This is a genomic window from Ectothiorhodospira lacustris (genome assembly GCF_022227785.1).
Taxonomy (GTDB): domain Bacteria; phylum Pseudomonadota; class Gammaproteobacteria; order Ectothiorhodospirales; family Ectothiorhodospiraceae; genus Ectothiorhodospira; species Ectothiorhodospira lacustris.
The window spans coordinates 1-19,039 of record NZ_JAJNQM010000030.1; the positions used below are offsets into that span (position 1 = coordinate 1).

24 protein-coding genes are annotated in these 19,039 nt (G+C 64.1%); 13 read left to right on the forward strand and 11 right to left on the reverse strand.

Features of this window, described 5'->3' with window-relative positions; translation table 11 throughout:
- From hisC to LQ952_RS07570, 11 genes are all read right to left on the reverse strand, one after another.
- A partial coding sequence (hisC, locus tag LQ952_RS07520) for a histidinol-phosphate transaminase (protein WP_347402061.1) occupies window positions 1–996 on the reverse strand: 996 nt, incomplete at its 3' end.
- 55 nt (window positions 997–1,051) lie between these two features.
- On the reverse strand, window positions 1,052–2,368 hold the full coding sequence (gene hisD / locus LQ952_RS07525) for a histidinol dehydrogenase (protein ID WP_238622045.1): 1,317 nt from the start codon (window positions 2,366–2,368) through the stop codon (window positions 1,052–1,054).
- Window positions 2,369–2,464: 96 nt separating this feature from the next.
- Window positions 2,465–3,520, reverse strand: coding sequence for a 3-deoxy-7-phosphoheptulonate synthase (locus LQ952_RS07530; RefSeq protein ID WP_238622046.1), 1,056 nt, complete (start codon window positions 3,518–3,520; stop codon window positions 2,465–2,467).
- A gap of 86 nt (window positions 3,521–3,606) precedes the next feature.
- Window positions 3,607–4,248: an ATP phosphoribosyltransferase gene (gene hisG / locus LQ952_RS07535; RefSeq protein ID WP_238622047.1), complete on the reverse strand. Its 642-nt coding sequence runs from the start codon at window positions 4,246–4,248 to the stop codon at window positions 3,607–3,609.
- Window positions 4,249–4,253: 5 nt separating this feature from the next.
- Entirely contained in the window at window positions 4,254–5,513 is a 1,260-nt protein-coding gene (murA, locus tag LQ952_RS07540; RefSeq protein ID WP_238622048.1) for a UDP-N-acetylglucosamine 1-carboxyvinyltransferase, read from the reverse strand.
- A 50-nt stretch (window positions 5,514–5,563) separates the two neighbouring features.
- On the reverse strand, window positions 5,564–5,866 hold the full coding sequence (locus LQ952_RS07545) for an STAS domain-containing protein (protein WP_238622049.1): 303 nt from the start codon (window positions 5,864–5,866) through the stop codon (window positions 5,564–5,566).
- Complete coding sequence (locus LQ952_RS07550) at window positions 5,863–6,516, reverse strand: MlaC/ttg2D family ABC transporter substrate-binding protein (RefSeq protein ID WP_238622050.1); 654 nt, start codon at window positions 6,514–6,516, stop codon at window positions 5,863–5,865. Before LQ952_RS07550 ends, LQ952_RS07545 begins: the two co-directional genes overlap by 4 nt.
- Window positions 6,517–6,533: 17 nt before the next feature.
- Entirely contained in the window at window positions 6,534–6,992 is a 459-nt protein-coding gene (mlaD, locus tag LQ952_RS07555; protein ID WP_238622051.1) for an outer membrane lipid asymmetry maintenance protein MlaD, read from the reverse strand.
- Between the two features lie 15 nt (window positions 6,993–7,007).
- The gene (gene mlaE / locus LQ952_RS07560) at window positions 7,008–7,787 is read right to left on the reverse strand and encodes a lipid asymmetry maintenance ABC transporter permease subunit MlaE (RefSeq protein WP_238622052.1); all 780 of its coding nucleotides are present in this window, start codon (window positions 7,785–7,787) and stop codon (window positions 7,008–7,010) included.
- Window positions 7,787–8,578, reverse strand: coding sequence for an ATP-binding cassette domain-containing protein (locus LQ952_RS07565; protein ID WP_238622082.1), 792 nt, complete (start codon window positions 8,576–8,578; stop codon window positions 7,787–7,789). The genes mlaE and LQ952_RS07565 overlap by 1 nt, the downstream gene beginning before the upstream one ends.
- 105 nt (window positions 8,579–8,683) lie before the next feature.
- Entirely contained in the window at window positions 8,684–9,280 is a 597-nt protein-coding gene (locus LQ952_RS07570; RefSeq protein ID WP_238622053.1) for a DUF72 domain-containing protein, read from the reverse strand.
- Window positions 9,281–9,319: 39 nt separating this feature from the next.
- Between LQ952_RS07570 and LQ952_RS07575 the strand changes: the two genes are divergently transcribed.
- From LQ952_RS07575 to LQ952_RS07635, 13 genes are all read left to right on the forward strand, one after another.
- Window positions 9,320–10,312 carry a calcium/sodium antiporter gene (locus LQ952_RS07575; RefSeq protein WP_238622054.1) on the forward strand — a complete coding sequence of 331 codons (993 nt, stop codon included), beginning with the start codon at window positions 9,320–9,322 and terminating at the stop codon, window positions 10,310–10,312.
- Window positions 10,313–10,501: 189 nt separating this feature from the next.
- Entirely contained in the window at window positions 10,502–11,479 is a 978-nt protein-coding gene (locus LQ952_RS07580) for a KpsF/GutQ family sugar-phosphate isomerase (protein WP_238622055.1), read from the forward strand.
- Window positions 11,480–11,508: 29 nt separating this feature from the next.
- Window positions 11,509–12,036, forward strand: a complete 528-nt coding sequence (locus tag LQ952_RS07585) for a KdsC family phosphatase (protein ID WP_238622056.1) — start codon at window positions 11,509–11,511, stop codon at window positions 12,034–12,036.
- Window positions 12,033–12,596, forward strand: coding sequence for an LPS export ABC transporter periplasmic protein LptC (gene lptC, locus LQ952_RS07590; RefSeq protein WP_238622057.1), 564 nt, complete (start codon window positions 12,033–12,035; stop codon window positions 12,594–12,596). The genes LQ952_RS07585 and lptC overlap by 4 nt, the downstream gene beginning before the upstream one ends.
- Before the next feature lie 181 nt (window positions 12,597–12,777).
- Entirely contained in the window at window positions 12,778–13,272 is a 495-nt protein-coding gene (lptA, locus tag LQ952_RS07595) for a lipopolysaccharide transport periplasmic protein LptA (protein WP_238622058.1), read from the forward strand.
- Complete coding sequence (gene lptB, locus LQ952_RS07600) at window positions 13,269–13,994, forward strand: LPS export ABC transporter ATP-binding protein (protein ID WP_238622059.1); 726 nt, start codon at window positions 13,269–13,271, stop codon at window positions 13,992–13,994. The genes lptA and lptB overlap by 4 nt, the downstream gene beginning before the upstream one ends.
- 166 nt (window positions 13,995–14,160) lie before the next feature.
- On the forward strand, window positions 14,161–15,684 hold the full coding sequence (locus tag LQ952_RS07605) for an RNA polymerase factor sigma-54 (RefSeq protein WP_238622060.1): 1,524 nt from the start codon (window positions 14,161–14,163) through the stop codon (window positions 15,682–15,684).
- A gap of 44 nt (window positions 15,685–15,728) precedes the next feature.
- Window positions 15,729–16,052: a ribosome hibernation-promoting factor, HPF/YfiA family gene (gene hpf, locus LQ952_RS07610; RefSeq protein WP_238622061.1), complete on the forward strand. Its 324-nt coding sequence runs from the start codon at window positions 15,729–15,731 to the stop codon at window positions 16,050–16,052.
- A gap of 7 nt (window positions 16,053–16,059) precedes the next feature.
- Window positions 16,060–16,533 carry a PTS sugar transporter subunit IIA gene (locus LQ952_RS07615; protein WP_238622062.1) on the forward strand — a complete coding sequence of 158 codons (474 nt, stop codon included), beginning with the start codon at window positions 16,060–16,062 and terminating at the stop codon, window positions 16,531–16,533.
- Window positions 16,530–17,477, forward strand: coding sequence for an HPr(Ser) kinase/phosphatase (gene hprK / locus LQ952_RS07620; RefSeq protein WP_238622063.1), 948 nt, complete (start codon window positions 16,530–16,532; stop codon window positions 17,475–17,477). The genes LQ952_RS07615 and hprK overlap by 4 nt, the downstream gene beginning before the upstream one ends.
- Window positions 17,474–18,334: an RNase adapter RapZ gene (rapZ, locus tag LQ952_RS07625; RefSeq protein WP_238622064.1), complete on the forward strand. Its 861-nt coding sequence runs from the start codon at window positions 17,474–17,476 to the stop codon at window positions 18,332–18,334. Before hprK ends, rapZ begins: the two co-directional genes overlap by 4 nt.
- A gap of 20 nt (window positions 18,335–18,354) precedes the next feature.
- The gene (locus LQ952_RS07630; protein ID WP_238622065.1) at window positions 18,355–18,750 is read left to right on the forward strand and encodes a PTS sugar transporter subunit IIA; all 396 of its coding nucleotides are present in this window, start codon (window positions 18,355–18,357) and stop codon (window positions 18,748–18,750) included.
- Complete coding sequence (locus tag LQ952_RS07635; protein WP_238622066.1) at window positions 18,751–19,020, forward strand: HPr family phosphocarrier protein; 270 nt, start codon at window positions 18,751–18,753, stop codon at window positions 19,018–19,020.
- The last annotated feature ends 19 nt before the right edge of the window (window positions 19,021–19,039 follow it).

Genomic DNA, 19,039 nt, shown 5'->3' on the forward strand with positions numbered 1-19,039 from the left:
TAGCCCCCCCTGCCCCGACAGATCCTTGATCAGCACGCCGCCCGCACGAATCCCCTCGAAGATCTCCCGCCCCCGACCGGACGGAGCCCGGAACAGGATGAAATTCGCCTCACTGGGGAACGGCTCCACACCCGGCAGCTTCGCCAGGGCTTCGAACAGCACCTCACGGTCCCGGCGAATCCAGGCCGCCTGTTCATCCAGCACCCCATGATGCTCCAGCGCAAATTCCGCTGCCGCCTGGGTGAGAACGTTGATGTTGTAGGGCAGGCGGACCTTGTCCAGCTGCCCGATCCACTCGGGCATCCCGCACAGATAGCCCAGTCGCAGGCCCGCCAGCCCCAGCTTGGAGACGGTACGCATCACCAGCACACGCCCATCGGTGCCCACGTCCGGCAGGAAGCTGTCCCGGGCAAAGGGGCCGTAGGCCTCGTCCACCACCACCAGCCCGGGCGCTGCCTGGATCAACGGCTCCATCTCGGCCCGCGGCCAGAGATTCCCGGTGGGATTGTTGGGCCAGGCTAGAAATGTCACGGCGGGCCGGTGCCGCTCCAGGGCGGCCAGCATGGCCGGCATATCCAGCGAGAAGTCCGGCTTCAGGGGGACGCCGACAAACTCCAGCCCGAGCCAGCGAGCCACCATCCGGTACATGACGAACCCGGGCTCCGGCGCCATCACCACCCGCCCGGGGCCGGCCACGGCCATGAGCAGGATCTGGATCAGCTCGTCGGAGCCGTTGCCCAGCAACAGGGCCGCCTCGTCGGGCACCCCCATCACCGTCCGCAGGCGGGCCACCAGTTCCGTGCCCCTCGGGTCCGGATAGCGGTTGACCGGGAGCCGGCTCAGGGTGTCGGCCCAGGCATCGCGCAGGGACTGTGGCCACTCATAGGGGTTTTCCATGGCATCCAGCTTGACCAATCCCTGGGCCGAAGGCACGGGGTAGGCAGACAGTTCACGGATCTCGGTCCGGATCAGGTGTTCCGGGCGAGGCGGGTTCACGGCATGGGAATCTTTTTGGGGCATCGTATCGTGGACACAGGCAATGGGGACAGGCTCAGCGATCACAATCGTTGGGATCGATACGGTATTCCGCCGAGCAGGCATGGGCAATCAGCCCCTCACCCCGGGCCAGCACGGAGGCGGTCCGACCCAGATCGGAGGCCCCGGCGGGAGAGCAGTGAATCAGGCTGGAGCGTTTCTGGAAGTCATAGACACCCAGGGGTGAGGAAAAGCGCGCCGTGCGGGAGGTGGGCAGTACGTGGTTGGGGCCGGCGCAGTAGTCGCCCACGGCCTCCGCCGTGTGGCGCCCCAGGAAGATGGCGCCGGCATGGCGAATGCGGCGGGCCATGGCCTCGGGTTCGGCCACGGACAGCTCCAGGTGCTCCGGGGCCACGTGATTGGCCACATCCACGGCCTCGTCCAGATCCTTCACCCGGATCAGGGCTCCCCGGGCAGCCAGTGAGGCGCGGATGATCTCGGCCCGGGGCATGCGCTCAAGCAGCGCATCCATGGCGTCGGATACGGCCTCCAGGAAATCCCCGTCGGGACTGACCAGAATGGCCTGAGCGTCCTCGTCATGTTCAGCCTGGGAGAACAGGTCGGCAGCGATCCAGTCAGGATCGGTCCTGCCGTCGCAGACCACCAGGATCTCGGAAGGACCAGCCACCATGTCGATCCCCACCGCACCGAAGACCATGCGCTTGGCGGTGGCCACATAGATGTTCCCGGGACCCACGATCTTGTCCACCTGAGGGATGGTCTCGGTCCCGTAGGCCAGTGCCGCCACCGCCTGTGCCCCGCCGATGGCGAATACCCGGTCCACCCCGGCCACGGCCGCCGCCGCCAGCACCAGGTCATTCACCTGGCCGTCCGGGGTGGGCACCACCATGATCACCTCGGGCACACCGGCCACCTTGGCGGGGACCGCGTTCATGATCACCGAGGAGGGATAGGCCGCCTTGCCGCCGGGCACATAGAGACCGACCCGGTCCAGGGGGTTGACCTGCTGACCCAGCACGGTGCCGTCGGACTCGGTGTACTGCCAGTCGGACAGCTTCTGGTGTTCCGCATAGCATCGCACCCGCTCCGCGGCCCGCTCCAGGGCCTCGCGATGCTCCGGAGCGATCCGGACCAGGGCGGCGTCGAGCCGGTCACGATGGATTTCCAGCTCGGTCAGCGCGGCCTTTTCCAGACGGTCGAACCGGGCCGTGTATTCCAGCACCGCCGCATCCCCCCGGTGTCGCACATCGGCCAGGATATCGCGCACGGTCGTGAACACGGCCTCGTCGGACACACTCTCCCAGGCCAGCAGCTGATCCAGTCGTACGCGGAAATCGGCTTGTCGGGAGTCCAGGCGATTGATCTTCGGCATGGGGACGCCTCGAAACGGATTAAGTTGAACAGTGTAGCGCGCCCTCCTCCCCCATGGGGAGAAGGGACGGGGCGAAGAGGGTTGCGGCCCGGGCCTTCAGCGCCCGCGACGGGCCTTGACCGCTGCAGCCAGTTCTCGCAGCAGGGGGGCCGTATCATCCCAGTTCATACAGGCATCGGTGATGCTCTGGCCGTAGACCGAGGGCTTGCCTGCCACCATGTCCTGACGGCCGGCGACCAGATGGCTTTCCAGCATCACCCCGATGATACGGCGATCGCCGCCGTGTATCTGTGCCGCTACCGAGCGGGCCACCTCCACCTGACGGGCTGGGTCCTTGCGGCTGTTGGCATGGCTGCAGTCAATCATGAGCTGGGGTGTCAGACCGGCATCCTGCAGGGCTTCGGCGGCTTCATCCAGGCTCTTGGGCTCATAATTGGGGGTCTTGCCGCCCCGCAGGATGATATGGCAGTCCTCATTGCCCGCGGTGGAGAAGATGGCGGAGCGCCCGGCCTTGGTCACGGACAGGAAATGGTGAGGTTTCGAACTGGAACGGATGGCATCAATGGCCACCTGCAGACTGCCATCGGTGCTGTTCTTGAAACCCACCGGGCAGGACAGCCCGGAGGCCAGTTCCCGATGCACCTGGCTTTCGGTGGTACGGGCGCCGATGGCGCCCCAGGCCACCAGGTCCGCCACATACTGAGGACTGATCAGGTCCAGATATTCAGTCGCGGCCGGCACGCCGCGCCGGGCCAGATCCAGCAACAGGCTGCGGGCCAGGCGCAGGCCCTTGTTGATCTCAAAGCTGTTGTCCAGGTTGGGGTCATTGATGAGCCCCTTCCAGCCGACGATGGTCCGTGGCTTTTCGAAATAGACCCGCATCACCACTTCCAGGTCGGAAGCCAGTTCATTCCGCAGTACCTGCAGACGATCCGCGTAGTCCCTGGCCGCCTCGACGTCATGGATGGAACAGGGGCCGGCGATCACCAGCAGACGATCATCCTCCCCCGCAAGTATCCGGTGAATAGCGTTACGGGACTGATAGACCGTCCGGGCGGCTTCATCGCTGACGGGATATTCCCGGTGGAGCTGTTCCGGGGAGGAGACTTCCTGGATACCCAGGATTCTCAGATCATCGGTCTGGTATGACATCGAGTTTCATAGTCCTCTCAGAAAACGATCAGAGTAATAGCGGCTCACCGTGGAAGCCGACCGGCGAATGGGCCATACCAACCCGTCTAGACGCGACGCGCCACGGCGGCGTCAAGATCCTTGATCAGGCGTTTGACGCGGGCGGACTTCATCTTCATGGCGGCCTTGTTCACGACCAGACGGGAGCTGATATCGGCGATGTGCTCCAGGGGGACCAAGCCGTTGGCCTTCAGTGTATTGCCGGTATCCACCAGATCCACGATACAGTCGGACAGCCCCACCAGCGGCGCCAGTTCCATGGAGCCGTAGAGCTTGATGATCTCCACCTGTTTGCCCTGCTCGGCATAATAGCGACGGGTGATGTTGACGAACTTGGTGGCGACCCGCAGGCGTCCGCCCCGGGTGCCCGCTTCCGGACGCCCCGCCACCATCAGGCGACAACGGGCGATATTCAGGTCCAGAGGCTCGTAAAGCCCGTCCCCGCCGTGCTCCATCAACACGTCCTTGCCGGATACACCCACGTCGGCGGCACCGTATTGCACATAGGTCGGGACGTCGGTAGCACGGATCACCACCAACTTCACGTCATCACGGTTGGTATCCAGGATCAGCTTACGACTGGTCTCCGGGTCATCCTTCGGTTCGATCCCGGCTTCCGCCAGCAGCGGCAGGGTATCCTTGTAGATCCGCCCCTTGGACAGGGCGATGGTCAGTGTCTGTTCAGGCATGCGACTTATCCGGGCACACGGCGAATGACGGCACCGAGTTGGGAGAGCTTTTCCTCGATGCATTCATAGCCGCGGTCAATGTGATAGATGCGATCCACCAGGGTCTCACCGTCACTGACCAGACCGGCCAGGATCAGACTGGCCGACGCACGCAGGTCGGTGGCCATCACCGGTGCCGCCTTCAGATGCGGGACACCGCGGATAATGGCCGTATTGCCCTCGATGCGGATATCAGCGCCCATGCGCTGCATCTCCAGGGCATGCATGAAGCGGTTCTCGAACACCGTCTCGGTGACGGTGGCAGTGCCTTCCGCCACGGTGTTCAGGGCCACGAACTGGGCCTGCATGTCGGTGGGAAACGCGGGGTACGGCGCAGTCCTCAGACTCACCGCGCGAGGACGACGTCCCCGCATGTCCAGCTCGATCCAGTCGTCGCCCACATTGATGTGGGCTCCCGCCTCTTCCAGTTTGACGAGCACGGCGTCCAGGGTCTTGGGCGCGGTATCCCGGGTGCGCACCCGGCCACCGGTGATGGCCCCGGCCACCAGGAAGGTACCGGTCTCGATACGGTCGGCCAGTACGGTGTATTCACAGCCGTGCAGACTGGGCACACCCTCCACGGTGATGGTGTCGGTCCCGGCGCCGGAGATCCTGGCCCCCATGGCCTTGAGACAGTTGGCCAGATCCACCACTTCCGGCTCCCGGGCGGCATTTTCGATGACGGTGACACCATCCGCCAGGGTCGCGGCCATGAGCAGGTTCTCGGTACCGGTCACGGTCACCGTATCCAGTACCAGGCGGGCACCCTTGAGGCGCCGCGCCTTGGCGCGGATGTACCCCCCTTCCACCCGGATATCCGCACCCATGGCGGCCAGACCCTCCAGATGGATGTTCACCGGGCGAGAGCCGATGGCGCAGCCACCGGGCAGCGACACCTCCGCCTCGCCGTAGCGGGCCAGCAAGGGACCCAGCACCAGGATGGAGGCGCGCATGGTACGCACCAGCTCATAGGGTGCCACGCACTGGTTCAAGGTATTGGGGTTGACCTCGATGCGCATGCGCTCGTCCACCGTCAGGGACACGCCCATGCGCCCGAGCAGCTCCATGGTGGTGGTCACGTCCTGCAGATGCGGCACGTTACCGATGGTCATGGGGCCGTCGGCCAGCAATGTGGCCGCCAGGATGGGAAGGACCGCATTTTTGGCGCCGGAGATGCGTACATCACCCTCCAGCGGGCGGCCACCACAGATGATCAGTTTATCCATAGGGTGAAGGATGATAGCGGAAAAGCGGGTCCGGGGGGGAGTACCGGAAATCAGACCTCACACCGCAGCACGTCCTCCAGGTCACTGACCCCGACCAGGGCCTTCATGCGCTCGGGCATGCCGGTAAAGGTCAACCCCCCATGGGCACCACCACAGCGCTTCATCCAGGCAATGAGCAGGGCCACGCCGGCGCTGTCACTGCGCGTCACCCCTGACAGGTCCACCCGGCAAGGCCCGGTCTCGGCCTGAAACAGGTCTTGGGACGCCTGCCACAGCCCCGGCACGGTGGCCTGGGTCAGCTCGCCCGTCACCCGAACACCGGCCGCGGTCTTTTCCAGGCCTGCCTCGTTCACCGCCCCGGCCCCGCCTCGATCTGGACGGCCTCCTCGATGAGGGATTCATCGCCGGCCTCCAGACGCTCGATCAAGGCATCCAGTCCGTGACGCTCCACCTCGGCACCGAAGTTGGTGCGGAAATTGGTCACGAAACTCAAGCCTTCCACCGTCAGATCGAACACCTTCCACTCCCCATCCACAGGCCGCAGGCTGTAGATGACGGGAATGTTGGAACGCCCCTGCCCCATGACGATCTCGGTAGCCACCGAGGCCATGCGTTCATCCTGGCGACTGCGGTGAGGCAGAACCCGGATGTCCTTGTCCATGTGTTCGGCCATCTGCAGGGTATAGGTGCGCATGAGCGTATTCTGGAAGGCATCTACGAAGCGTTCCCGCTGTTCGGGGGTGGCGGTACGCCAGTGGCGGGCCAGGATCAGGCGGGACATGCCCTGGAAGTCCAGGATCGGCAGGATGATGTCGTCCACCAGACCATAGAGAAAGTCGGGATCATTACGGGTTCGCTCCGGGTCTTTCCGCAATTTGTTCAAGACCTGGGCAGAGGTCTGCTCCACCAGTTTCACCGGGTCCTGGGTGGTGGCCGCGGCCGGCACCAGGCTGAGGACCAGGACCAGGCAGGCCGTGAAGGTCAGATGCACAAAAGACTTCATCGCAAGGGGACTCCGCATCAGTTTCCGGTAAGGTTGACCAGCATCCGGCCGATCAGTTCCTCCAGCACCAGGGCCGACTGGGTGAACAGGATCACGTCGCCGGCCCGCAGGACCTCGTCCTCACCACCCGGCTCCAAGGCGATGTACTGTTCACCCAGCAGACCGGCGGTATAGATGCTGGCCTGGGTATCGGTGGGCAACTGGTCATAACGGGCCGAGACGGTGAAGCTGACCCGGGCCTGGTAGCGCTCGGCATCATAAGTGATGGCACTCACCCGCCCGACCCGTACGCCGGCCATGGTCACCGGGGCCCGCACCTTCAGGCCGCCGATATTGTTGAAATAGGCATGCACTTCATAGCCGTCGCTGCCCCGGTACTCACCCAGGTTACTCACCTGGATCGCCAGCATGAACAGGGCCGCCAGGCCCAGGGCCACGAAGATGCCCACGGTGATCTCGATCCTGCGCGTCGTCATCTTGCCGTCCCGTTATCAGATATCACCGAACATGAGTCCGGTCAGAATGAAGTCCAGGGCCAAAATGGCCAGTGCCGTGTGCACCACGGTGCGGGTGGTGGCCCGGCTCACCCCTTCCGAGGTGGGCGTGGCATCATAACCCTCAAACACGGCGATCCAGGCGGCCACCACGCCAAAGACCAGGCTCTTGATCACGCCGCTCATGACGTCTTCACGGAAATCCACGCTGGCCTGCATCTGTGACCAGTAGGCGCCGGCGTCCACCCCCAGCACACCCACGCCGATGAAATACCCCCCGGCCACCCCGACGGCACTGAAGATCGCCGCCAGCAGCGGCAGGGAAATCACACCGGCCAGAAAGCGCGGCGCAATGACCCGCTTGTAGGGGTCTACCGCCATCATCTCCATGCTGGAGAGCTGTTCCGTCGCCTTCATCAGGCCGATCTCCGCCGTCAGGGCCGAGCCGGCCCGACCGGCAAACAGCAGCGCGGTCACCACCGGCCCCAGTTCTCGCACCAGGGACAGGGCGACGACCGTCCCCAAGGCCTCGGCGGCACCGAAGTCCACCAGGGTGATATACCCCTGATAACCCAGCACCATGCCCACGAACAGGCCGGATACGGCGATGATCAGCAAGGAGAGGACCCCCACCGAATAGAGTTCCCGCACCAGCAGGCCGGGGCGTCGCACCAGCGTCCCCATGGCCAGCAGGGTACGAAACAGGAACAGGTGACCCCGCCCCAGGCGTTCCAGCACCCCCAGCGCCGCGTGTCCCAGACGTTGGAAAGGTCCCATCACCGTGTATCGCCCCCCATGAGGTCATCCAGGTAATCCGGCGCCGGATAATGAAAGGGCACCGGGCCATCCGGCAAGCCCTCCAGAAACTGACGGGACCAGTCCGAGGCTTCCCGGCGCAGCTGCTGCGGTGGGCCGGCGTCCATCACCCGTCCCTCGGAAATGAGGTAGACCCAGTCGGCAATGGAACCGGCCTCGGCCACATCGTGGGACACCACGATACTGGTCATCTCAAGGGCATCGTTGAGGCGTCGGATGAGGGATACGATCACCCCCATGGTGATGGGATCAAGCCCGGTAAAGGGTTCGTCGTACATCATCAGCATGGGGTCCAGGGCAATGGCCCGGGCCAGGGCCACCCGTCGGGCCATGCCGCCGGAGAGCTCGCTGGGCATGAGGGAGACCGCCCCTCTCAGCCCCACCGCTTCCAGCTTCATGAGCACCAGGTTGCGTACCAGGGGTTCCGGCAAGCGGGTGTTCTCGCGGATGGGAAAGGCCACATTGTCAAAGACATTGAGATCCGTGAGCAGTGCCCCACTCTGAAACAGCATGCCCATGCGCCGGCGCAGACGATACAGTTCCCGCCGCGACAGGCGGTGCACGTCCTGGCCTTCCACCAGCACCTGACCATGATCGGGACGCAACTGACCACCGATCAGCCGCAGCAACGTGGTCTTGCCGGTGCCACTGGGTCCCATGATGGCCGTCACCCGCCCCTGAGGGATGGTGATGTTCAGGCCGTCAAAGATCTTGCGATCACCACGGGCAAAATGCAGATCACGGATCTCGATCCAGGGGGTCTTGTCGGGAGAGGCGTCGATGGTCCGGGTCCTTGGTCTGGGTGGAAACGGTAGATGGTCGGGAGCGTTGAATGTGCCCGGCCCTTCCGGGCCGTGTCAAGCCACGCCCAGGAGCGCGGCAATGGTCATGGCCTGATCCACGGCGCCGGGTCCGGCATCCATGAACAGGACGCCTGATCCGGCATGATTGCAGCGGATGAAGTGCTCCAGCTGCCCCCGCAGAACACGTAGATCCGGTGCACCCGCCTCCAGACGCAACAGACCTACCCCGCCGCAAGGACCCACCGCATCGGCACCGGTCCAGAGCCGTGCCGGGCCGGGTCCGGCGCGGGCGGCAAACCAGGGCCGACCCGTACCGGCGGGAGGATGGGCCATCCCGTCCACAACGACATAACCGGCCAGATGATCGCCCAGGGCCGCCTCGGCCGCCGTCGGCACCGACCTGTCATCGTCCGATGTCAGCTCCAGATAGAATCGGAAACCGGGGGACACCTCGTCCCGCCAGACGCACATGCCGGCCTCACCGGCGGCCAGGCGGCGCTGCCTGGGCACCAGCACGACGGGAAATTCATTGGCGTAGTAGGGCAAACGCCAGGACGCCGGCAGATCATCCGGGTAGAATCGCTCAAGCCAGGCCGGGTGCTCCCAGTCACGAACCCCGAAGCTCAGGGTAGAGCCCGCCCGGTCAATCATGATCCCTCCCGCCCCCACAGCCCCGTCTCCGAAACCTTTATGCTCATTTCCATTGTCGCCATTTTGCTGGGTCTGGTCGTTCTGGTCTGGAGTGCCGACCGGTTCATCTTCGGTGCCGCCGCCCTGGCGCGCAACCTGGGCATCCCCACCATGATCATCGGTCTGACCATCGTGGGCTTCGGCACCTCAGCGCCGGAACTGCTGGTCTCCGGCATCGCCGCCTGGCAGGGCAATCCCGGACTGGCCATCGGCAATGCAGTGGGGTCCAACATCGCCAACATCGGCCTGATCCTGGGCATGACGGCCCTGATCGCCCCCCTGGCCATCACCTCCGGCACCCTGCGCAAGGAGATGCCCCTGGTCCTGGGGGTCAGCGTACTGGCCTATCTGCTGGTGCTCAACGGCACCCTGGGCAGGATGGATGGACTCATCCTGCTGGGCGGCCTGATCCTGGTCATGGCCTGGATGGTGCGGGACGGCCTCAAGGGACGCAACAATGGCCCCGATCCCATCCAGGGCGAGTTCGAGGCGGAAATCCCCCGGGCGGTGCCCACCGGCAAGGCCGTGGTCTGGCTGGTGCTCGGCCTGGTGCTGCTGCTGATCAGCGCCCGGGCCCTGGTCTGGGGGGCGGTGAACATCGCCACCGCCCTGGGGGTGAGCGACCTGGTGATCGGACTGACCATCGTCGCCATCGGCACCAGCCTGCCGGAACTGGCGGCGGCCTTGGTGAGTGCCCGACGCAATGAGCCAGACCTGGTACTGGGCAACATCCTGGGCTCGAACCTGTTCAACCTGCTGGGTGTGCTGGCCATTCCCGGCCTGATCCGTCCCGCCGGCGTACCGGCGGATGCCCTGTGGCGGGATTTCCCGGTCATGCTGGGACTGACCCTGCTGATCATCGTCATGGCCTTCAGTTTCAGGGGGCGTCCAAGGCGCATCAACCGGATGGAGGGCGGACTGCTACTGGCACTCTTCATCGGCTACATGACCTGGGTGTATCTGAGCCTGAGTCCGGCCGGGGGAGCGGCGTGAAGATTCCGGCAGAGTGACGGTAGCGGGCATCCCCCTCATCTCCGGCCCTTCTCCCACAAGGGGAGAAGGGAGACAGGACCAAGCCCCTCCCCCCTTGCGGGAGAGGGGTTGGGGTGAGGGGTGAAGCAGCCGGGAAGCCAAAAATAATCTTGTTCAACCCACCTGAAGCATTGGTAGCATTACAGCATCATGAAACTCAATCCGGAAAAGACCCGCGAACTCGCCCTGGCGGTACTGGACACCGAGGCCGAGGGCATCCGCGGCCTGATGGCCCGCATTGACGCCCGCTTCATCCGTGCCTGCGAACACCTGCTGGCCTGCACCGGCCGCGTGGTGGTCACGGGCATGGGCAAGTCCGGGCATATCGGCAACAAGATCGCCGCCACCCTGGCCAGCACCGGGACACCCGCGTTTTTTGTCCACCCGGGCGAAGCCAGCCACGGGGACCTGGGCATGATCACGTCGGGCGACACGGTCATTGCCCTGTCCAACTCCGGCGAGACCAACGAACTGCTCACCATCCTGCCACTGATCCGCCGCCTGGGTGTACCCATGATTGCCCTCACCGGCAACCCCCGCTCCACCCTGGCGCGGGAAGCCACCGTCAACCTGGACGTGAGCGTATCCAAGGAAGCCTGCCCCCTGGGTCTGGCCCCCACGGCCAGCACCACCGCCGCCCTGGCCATGGGCGACGCGCTGGCCGTGGCCTTGCTGGAAGCCAGGGGCTTCACCGCCGACGATTTCGCCCGCTCGCACCCGGGCGGACGCCTGGGGCGCCGGCTGCTTCTGCATGTGGCGGACATTATGCATACCGGCGACCGTATCCCCATGGTGCGGGCCGATGCGCCCCTGGGTGATGCCCTGCTGGAGATCAGCCGCCAGGGGCTGGGCATGACCGCCGTGGTGGACGAACAGCGACGGCTGATCGGCGTCTTCACCGACGGCGACCTGCGCCGCACCCTCGACCGGGGCGTGGATGTGCATGCCACCTCCATCGGCGAAGTGATGACCCGCCAATTCAAGACCGCCTCTCCCACCATGCTGGCAGCCGAAGTCCTGAAGATCATGGAAGACCACAAGATCAGCGCCCTGCCGGTGCTGGACGAGGCCCAGCGACTGGTGGGAGCGCTCAACATGCATGACCTGCTGCGCGCCGGCGTGGTCTGACCCCCACCCGACCCATGGTATCTTAGCCCATGACCGATACTCTCACTGAACGCGCACGACGGGTGCGCTTCGTCATCTTCGACGTGGATGGCGTGCTCACCGACGGCAGTCTGTTCCTGGACGATGACGGGCGCCAGTACAAGGCCTTCAACAGCAAGGATGGGCAGGGCATGCGCATGCTGGCGGACAGCGGCGTTCAGGTGGGCATCCTCACGGGCCGGCGTTCAGGGGTCGTGGAGCACCGGATGCAGGATCTGGGAATCCGGCTCGTGGTCCAGGGCCGGCGCGACAAGCTGGAGGCCCTGGACGGCCTGCTGACAGATGCCGGCGTCAGCGCCGAGGAAACCGCCTATGTGGGCGATGATGTGGTGGACCTGCCGGTGATGCGCCGGGTGGCCCTGGCCATTGCGGTGGCCGATGCCCATGCCCTGGTCAGGGAGCACGCCCACTATGTGACCCGGCAACCGGGGGGGCGAGGCGCCGCCCGGGAGGCCTGTGAATTCATCATGGAGGCCCAGGGCACCCTGCAGGCCGCCCTGACCACCTACCTGGGATGAAGCTGCCCTCCCTGTTCTTGATCGCGCTGCTGAGCCTGGCTGCGGCCATCGGCTTCTGGCTGGCACGGGACGCCGATGAACGCCGACGGGTGCTGGAAGAGGCGGCCACCGAAGGGACCGATTTCTTTCTGGAACAATACGCGGCCATCCATATGGATCCCCTTGGTGAACCCCGTTACCAGCTTCGCGGTCAGCGTATGGAACAGCGTCAGGCGGACGGGTCCCGCTGGCTGGAAACCCCGGTACTGATCCTGCGGTACAGCCCCGGCGCCACCTGGACCCTGCGCTCCGAGCAGGGCTGGATCTCCCCCGCCGGCGATGAAGTCAAATTGCTGGGCGAGGTACACATCCACCGCGCCGCCGAGGGCGAGCGAGGTCCGATCACCATCACCACCAGGGACACCACCCTCTGGCCGGGCCCCCGTCAGGCCGTCACCGACGCCCCGGCACACCTGCGGACCACCTATCAGGAGGCCGAGGGTCTAGGTCTGTTCCTGGACCTTCGGCATGAAATTCTGGAACTCAAACGTGACGCACGGGGTGTCTATGTTCCCCACTAGGGTTGCTCCAAGTCAGCCATTTCCGCACCCGCGGGAATCAAGGTCCAGCAGAATGCGGCCGGCCTTCCTCAGGTCGTCATTCCCGCGCAAGCGGGCATCCAGTCACGGAGTGAAAAGCATGGGCTCCCGCCCTCGCGGGAGCGACGGCGAGGGAGTTTTTCAATGCCTCCCTGGGCGGCTCATGATCCCGGCACTGGCCATCCTGCTGCTGGCCGGACCGCTCCAGGCACAGGTGGACCGGACATTGCCCATCCGGATCGAGGCGGACTCGGCCACCCTGGACGACAACCGAGGCATCAGCACCTACCGCGGCGGTGTACGCATTACCCAGGGCGCCACGGAAATCACCGGTGATACAGTCACGGTCCATACGCCGGGCCGGGTCCTGGAGCGCATGACCTCGGAAGGCCGACCGGCAACTCTACGCACCCAGGACCCGCAGGGGCGGGAAGTCCGTGCCGAGGCCGCACGTATGGAGTTCTTTCCCACCGAGCAACGCATGGAACTGAGCGGCAGTGCCCGCGTCCGGCAGGGCGCGGACGAGTTCCGGGGCAGCCGCATCATCTATGACCTGCGCACGGCCACCCTGGAAGCCCGTACCGGGGATACCGGGCGCGTCGAAGCGATTTTCACTCCCAGGGATCAGGCTCCCGCCCCGGCCGAGGGCGCACGATGAGCCGCCTGCAGACCCGCGACCTGGTCAAACAGTACCGTGCCCGCAAACCGGTGGACGGCGTTTCTCTGCAGGTGAACAGCGGCGAAGTCGTCGGCCTGCTGGGTCCCAACGGGGCCGGCAAGACCACCTGCTTTTACATGATCGTCGGCCTCATCCCCTGCGACGGCGGCCGCATCGAGTTGGACGACAAGGACATCACCCCCCTACCCATGCATGCCCGGGCGCAACTGGGGATCGGCTATCTGCCCCAGGAGGCCTCGGTGTTTCGCAAGCTGTCGGTGGAAGACAATCTCCTTGCCGTACTGGAAACACGCCGCGACCTCAACCGCGCCCAGCGCCATGAACACATGGAATCCCTGCTGGAAGAGTTTCAGATCATGCACATCCGCGAGAGCCTGGGCATCAGTCTCTCGGGTGGCGAGCGGCGCCGGGTGGAGATTGCCCGCGCCCTGGCCACGGAGCCGGCCTTCATCCTGCTGGATGAGCCCTTTGCCGGAGTGGACCCCATTTCCGTGATCGAGATCCAGCGCATCATCACCCATCTGGTATCGCGCAAGATCGGGGTGCTGATCACCGATCACAACGTTCGCGAGACCCTGGGCATCTGCAACCGCGCCTATATCCTGAGCGACGGGCATCTGATCAGCGAAGGGCCGCCGGAAGTGGTGCTGGCCGACCCCCAGGTCAGACGGGTCTATCTGGGCGACCATTTCCGACTATGAAAGTACAGTTTTTGAGCCATCTCATGGTTTCCCCACACTGGGTCACATTTTTCGTGCCAAGCCGTATAATCCGGATGACAGACCCCGCGCATGACGGAAAAGAGCCGTCGACACTGCCGGGACCACTCAACGCCTGCCTGACGACTCCGGTGGTACGCCACATCCTATGCTGAAACCTTCTGTCCAGCTCCGTCTCGGCCAGAGCCTTACCATGACACCACAGCTGCAGCAGGCCATCCGGCTGCTGCAGCTGTCCACATTGGAGCTACAGGCCCAGATCCAGGAGACGCTGGAGACCAACCCGATGCTGGAAGCCCTGGAAGGCGCCGACGCCGACCTGGATACCGGTGTGGACGAGGCGGCGGCCCAGCGGGAAGAGATGGACAGCAGGCCGGACAGCACCGACAAGGATGCGGGGGGCCGGGAATTCGAAGAGCCCGCGGAACCGGGCGGCACAGGCGATGCCTCGGAGAACATTCCCGAAGAGCTGCCGGTGGACAGCAACTGGGAAGACCTCTACGACATGCCGGCAACCGGCGGCGGCCAGGGGGGGGACGGCGACGGTCGCGACCTGTTCGAGAACCAGAGTGCCCCCGGTGAGGACCTGCGTGATCACCTGCTCTGGCAGATCAACCTGTCCCCCCTGAGCGAGCGGGATCAGGTCATTGCCATGACCCTCATCGACGCCATCAACGATGACGGTTACCTGGGAGAACCCATCGAACAGATCCATGCCGGACTGGCTCAGGACCAGGAACTGGAACTGGAGCTGGATGAGGTGGAAGCCGTACTGCGCATGGTCCAGCACTTGGACCCCGTGGGCGTGGGCGCGCGCGATCTCTCAGAATGCCTGCTGCTGCAGCTGGAGCAGTTCTCGCCGGATACCGCCTGGCTGGCCGAGGCCAGGACCCTGGTGCGCGATCATCTCGAAGCCCTGGGTACCCGTGATTTCAAAGGCGTACAGCGCCGACTGGGACTGGCCGACGGAGAACTGCAGGCGGTGATGGCCCTGATACAGAGCCTGAATCCCCGCCCGGGCACCCTGATCAGCTCCAGCTCACCGGAATACATCATTCCCGACGTCTTCGTGCGCAAGCGCGAGGGATACTGGCAGGTGGAACTGAACCCGGAAGTCGCCCCCCGGTTGCGAGTGAACCCGCTTTATGCCAGCTTTGTACGGCGGGCCGATTCCAGTCAGGATAACGTCTACCTGCGCAACAGCCTGCAAGAGGCCCGCTGGTTCATCAAGAGCCTGCAAAGCCGCAACGAAACCTTGCTGCGGGTAGGCACCGCCATTGTGGAGCATCAGCGCGCCTTTCTGGAACACGGCGACGAGGCCATGAAACCCCTGGTGCTGCGGGACATCGCCGAGCAGTTGGAGATGCATGAATCCACCATCTCCCGTGTCACCACCCAGAAGTACATGCACACCCCGAAAGGGATTTACGAATTCAAGTATTTCTTCTCCAGTCATGTGGGGACGGCCGATGGGGGGGAGTGCTCCGCCACGGCCATCCGTGCCATGATCCGCAAATTGATTGCCGAAGAGCCCCAGGGCAAGCCCCTGAGTGACAGCAAGATTGCCCAGATCCTGGTGGATCGGGGCATCCAGGTAGCGAGGCGCACCGTTGCCAAGTATCGCGAGGCCATGGCAATCCCGCCATCCAACGAACGCAAGCGCCTCGTCTGAGTTCCCAAGGCCTCACATTCACATCCTAACCAAGGAGTTACCTCATGCAGATCAACCTCACCGGTCATCACGTGGACCTGACCGACGCCCTGCGCGACTATGTCAATGACAAGTTCCAGCGCCTGGAGCGCCACTTCGACAACGTCATTGACGTGCATGTGGTCCTGACCGTGGAGAAACTGCAGCAGAAGGCGGAAGCCAACATGCTGGTCAGCGGCAACACCATCTTTGCCGATGCCACCCAAGCCGACATGTATGCCGCCATCGATGCCCTGGTCGACAAGCTGGACCGCCAGGTGGTCAAGCACAAGGAAAAGCTCAAGGACCACCACCGCGCCGAAGGCTCCCACCGCAACCACGTCGGGTGAGACATCCATGAACATCGGTGATCTTCTCGCCCCGGAGCGCGTCTGCTGTCTGCCGGACGTCAGCAGCAAGAAACGCGCTCTGGAGATGCTGGGTGAAATGCTTTCGAGCCACCTGCCCAGGCTGACCCAGGGAGAGATCTTCGACAGTCTGCTGGCCCGGGAACGCCTGGGCAGCACCGGCCTGGGGCATGGCGTCGCCATTCCCCACGGCCGTCTGGCCGGCGCTGACGAAGCCTGTGCCGCCCTGCTCAAACTGGGAAAGGGGGTAGACTATGATGCCCCGGACAGCGAACCCGTGGACATCCTGTTCGCCCTGGTGGTCCCGACCGAATGTACCGACGAACACCTGCAGATCCTCGCGTTGCTGGCCCGCATGTTCTCTGATCCGGAGACTCTGGCAAGGCTGCGCAGCGCCCAGGGACCGGAAGATCTGCTGGCATTGGTACACCACTGGGATACCGAAAGCCCCGCACAGCCGTGACCATCGAAACCCTCACCGTCCGCCATGTCGTCGAGGCCATGGAAGAGCGCCTCGCCCTGCGCTGGGTGGCCGGTCACCAAGGCAGCGAGCGACGTATCGCTCACCAGGCCACGCCCCACGGCAGCACTTCACTGGTCGGGCACCTGAACATCATCCATCCCAACCAGATCCAGGTACTGGGTCCGGATGAAATGCGTTACCTGTGGAACCTGCGCAAGAACTCCCAGCGGGATATCCTGGAACAGCTGGTCAACGGGACCGCTGCCATCCTGATCGTCACCGACGGTCTGGCGGCTCAGCCGGAACTGTGCGCACTGGCGGACAAGCAGTCGGTGCCCCTGCTGGCCACCACCCTGCACGGCCACGAAATCATCAATATCCTGCGCTATTTCTTCAGCGACAAATTGGCGGAGACCGTCACCCTGCACGGTGTCTTCATGGAAGTACTGGGCATCGGGGTTCTGCTGACGGGAGAAAGCGCCATCGGCAAAAGCGAACTGGCGCTGGAACTCATCAGCCGCGGACACCGTCTGATTGCTGATGATGCCCCCGAATTTGCCCGTATCGCCCCGGACATCCTGCGAGGTACCTGCCCGCCGGTGCTGGAAAACTTTCTGGAGGTCCGGGGACTGGGCGTCCTGAACATTCGTGCCATGTACGGTGACAGCGCCATCAAGACCAGCAAATACCTGCGTCTGATCATCGATCTGAAAGACCAGGTCGATGTCACATTCGCAGATATCGACCGCCTCCATGGGGGGCGGTGCAACCGGGAGGTACTGGGCCTGAAGGTACCGGTCATCACCCTGCCCGTGGCCTCCGGCCGCAACCTGGCGGTGATGGTGGAGGCGGCCGTGCGCAACCACCTGCTGCGCCTGCGCGGCTATTTTGCCGCCGACGACCTGGCCGCACGGCAGCGGCGTCAGATGCAGATCGACCCATGAAGCTCGTCATTGTCAGCGGGCTATCCGGATCAGGCAAGACCGTGGCCCTGCACGCCCTGGAAGATGCCGGCTACTACTGCATCGACAACCTCCATCTGGAATTGTTGCCGGCGGTGGTCAGCCAACTCCGTCAGTCCCCTCAGGCCGGCTACGGTGAAGCGGCCGTCGGCATCGATGCCCGCAGCGGCATCGAGTCTCTCGACCAGTTCGGCCGTATTGTCAACGAGATTCGTGCCATGGGTGTGGAGTTGCAGATCATCTTTCTGTATGCGGAACTCGAAACCCTGCTCCGCCGCTTCAGCGAGACACGCCGCCGCCACCCCCTGGCCCGCCGTGGCATTCCCCTGATGGAGGCCATCAATCTGGAGCGGAATCTGCTGGGTGTCATCGCCGATCATGCTGATCTGGCCATCGACACCACCCGCACCAATGTTCACCAACTCAGCCAGTCCATTCGGGAGCGGGTCCGTCAGGCCGGCCTGCGGGGACTGTCGCTGCTGATCCAGTCCTTCGGCTTCAAGTACGGCTCCCCGGTAGACTCGGATTTCGTATTCGATGTACGCTGTCTGCCTAATCCACACTGGCAGCCGGGTTTATCGGCCTTTACCGGCAAGGATCCGGCGGTGATCCGTTTCCTGGAGAACGAACCCATGGTGGCAGCGATGTTCGACTCATTGCGCGACTTCCTCACCACCTGGATACCCCAATTCGAGAACGACAATCGCAGCTATCTGACCGTTTCCATCGGCTGTACCGGGGGACGTCACCGCTCGGTCTACCTGACCGAGAGACTCTCCCGCCATTTTCGTGAAATCAGAGGCGACGGTGTGAGCACCCGTCACCGGGAACTTTCCTGAACCAGAACCGGTATGCACCCATGTCCGTCGGACTTCTCATCATCACTCACAATCAAATTGGCGAGGACCTGCTGAGTACAGCCCGATCCATGATGGGCACCATTCCCCTGGAAACTCGGTGCCTGGCGGTTTCCCAGTCCGGTGACCCGGACGTCCTGCTGGACCGTGCAGTGGACCTTTACCAGCGCCTGAACCAGGGTGACGGCGTCCTGGTCCTGACGGACATGTACGGCTCCACGCCCAGCAACATCGCCAACCGCCTGCTGCAACAACCGAAGGTACAGGTCATTGCCGGTGTGAACCTGCCCATGCTGGTACGGGTACTCAACTATCCAAACCTGCGTCTGCATGAACTGGTCAACAAGGCCATCAGCGGGGGCCATGACGGCATCCTGCTCTGCGAGACCCACAGCTAAATGCCCAGCCGCGAACTCATCATCATCAACCGCCTAGGCATGCATGCCCGCGCCGCCGCCAAGTTCGTCAATCTGGCCAGCAGCTTCGACGCCGGTCTGGAGGTGGAAAAGGGCACTCGGCGCGTGAACGGCAAGAGCATCATGGGCGTCATGATGCTGGCGGCCAGCAAGGGCAGCACCGTGCGCCTGATCGCGGAAGGCGAGGATGCCGAAGCCGCCCTGAAGGCCCTGGAAGGCCTGATCAATGACAAGTTCGGTGAGCCGGAATAGAAGCTGCTCATACCCTACC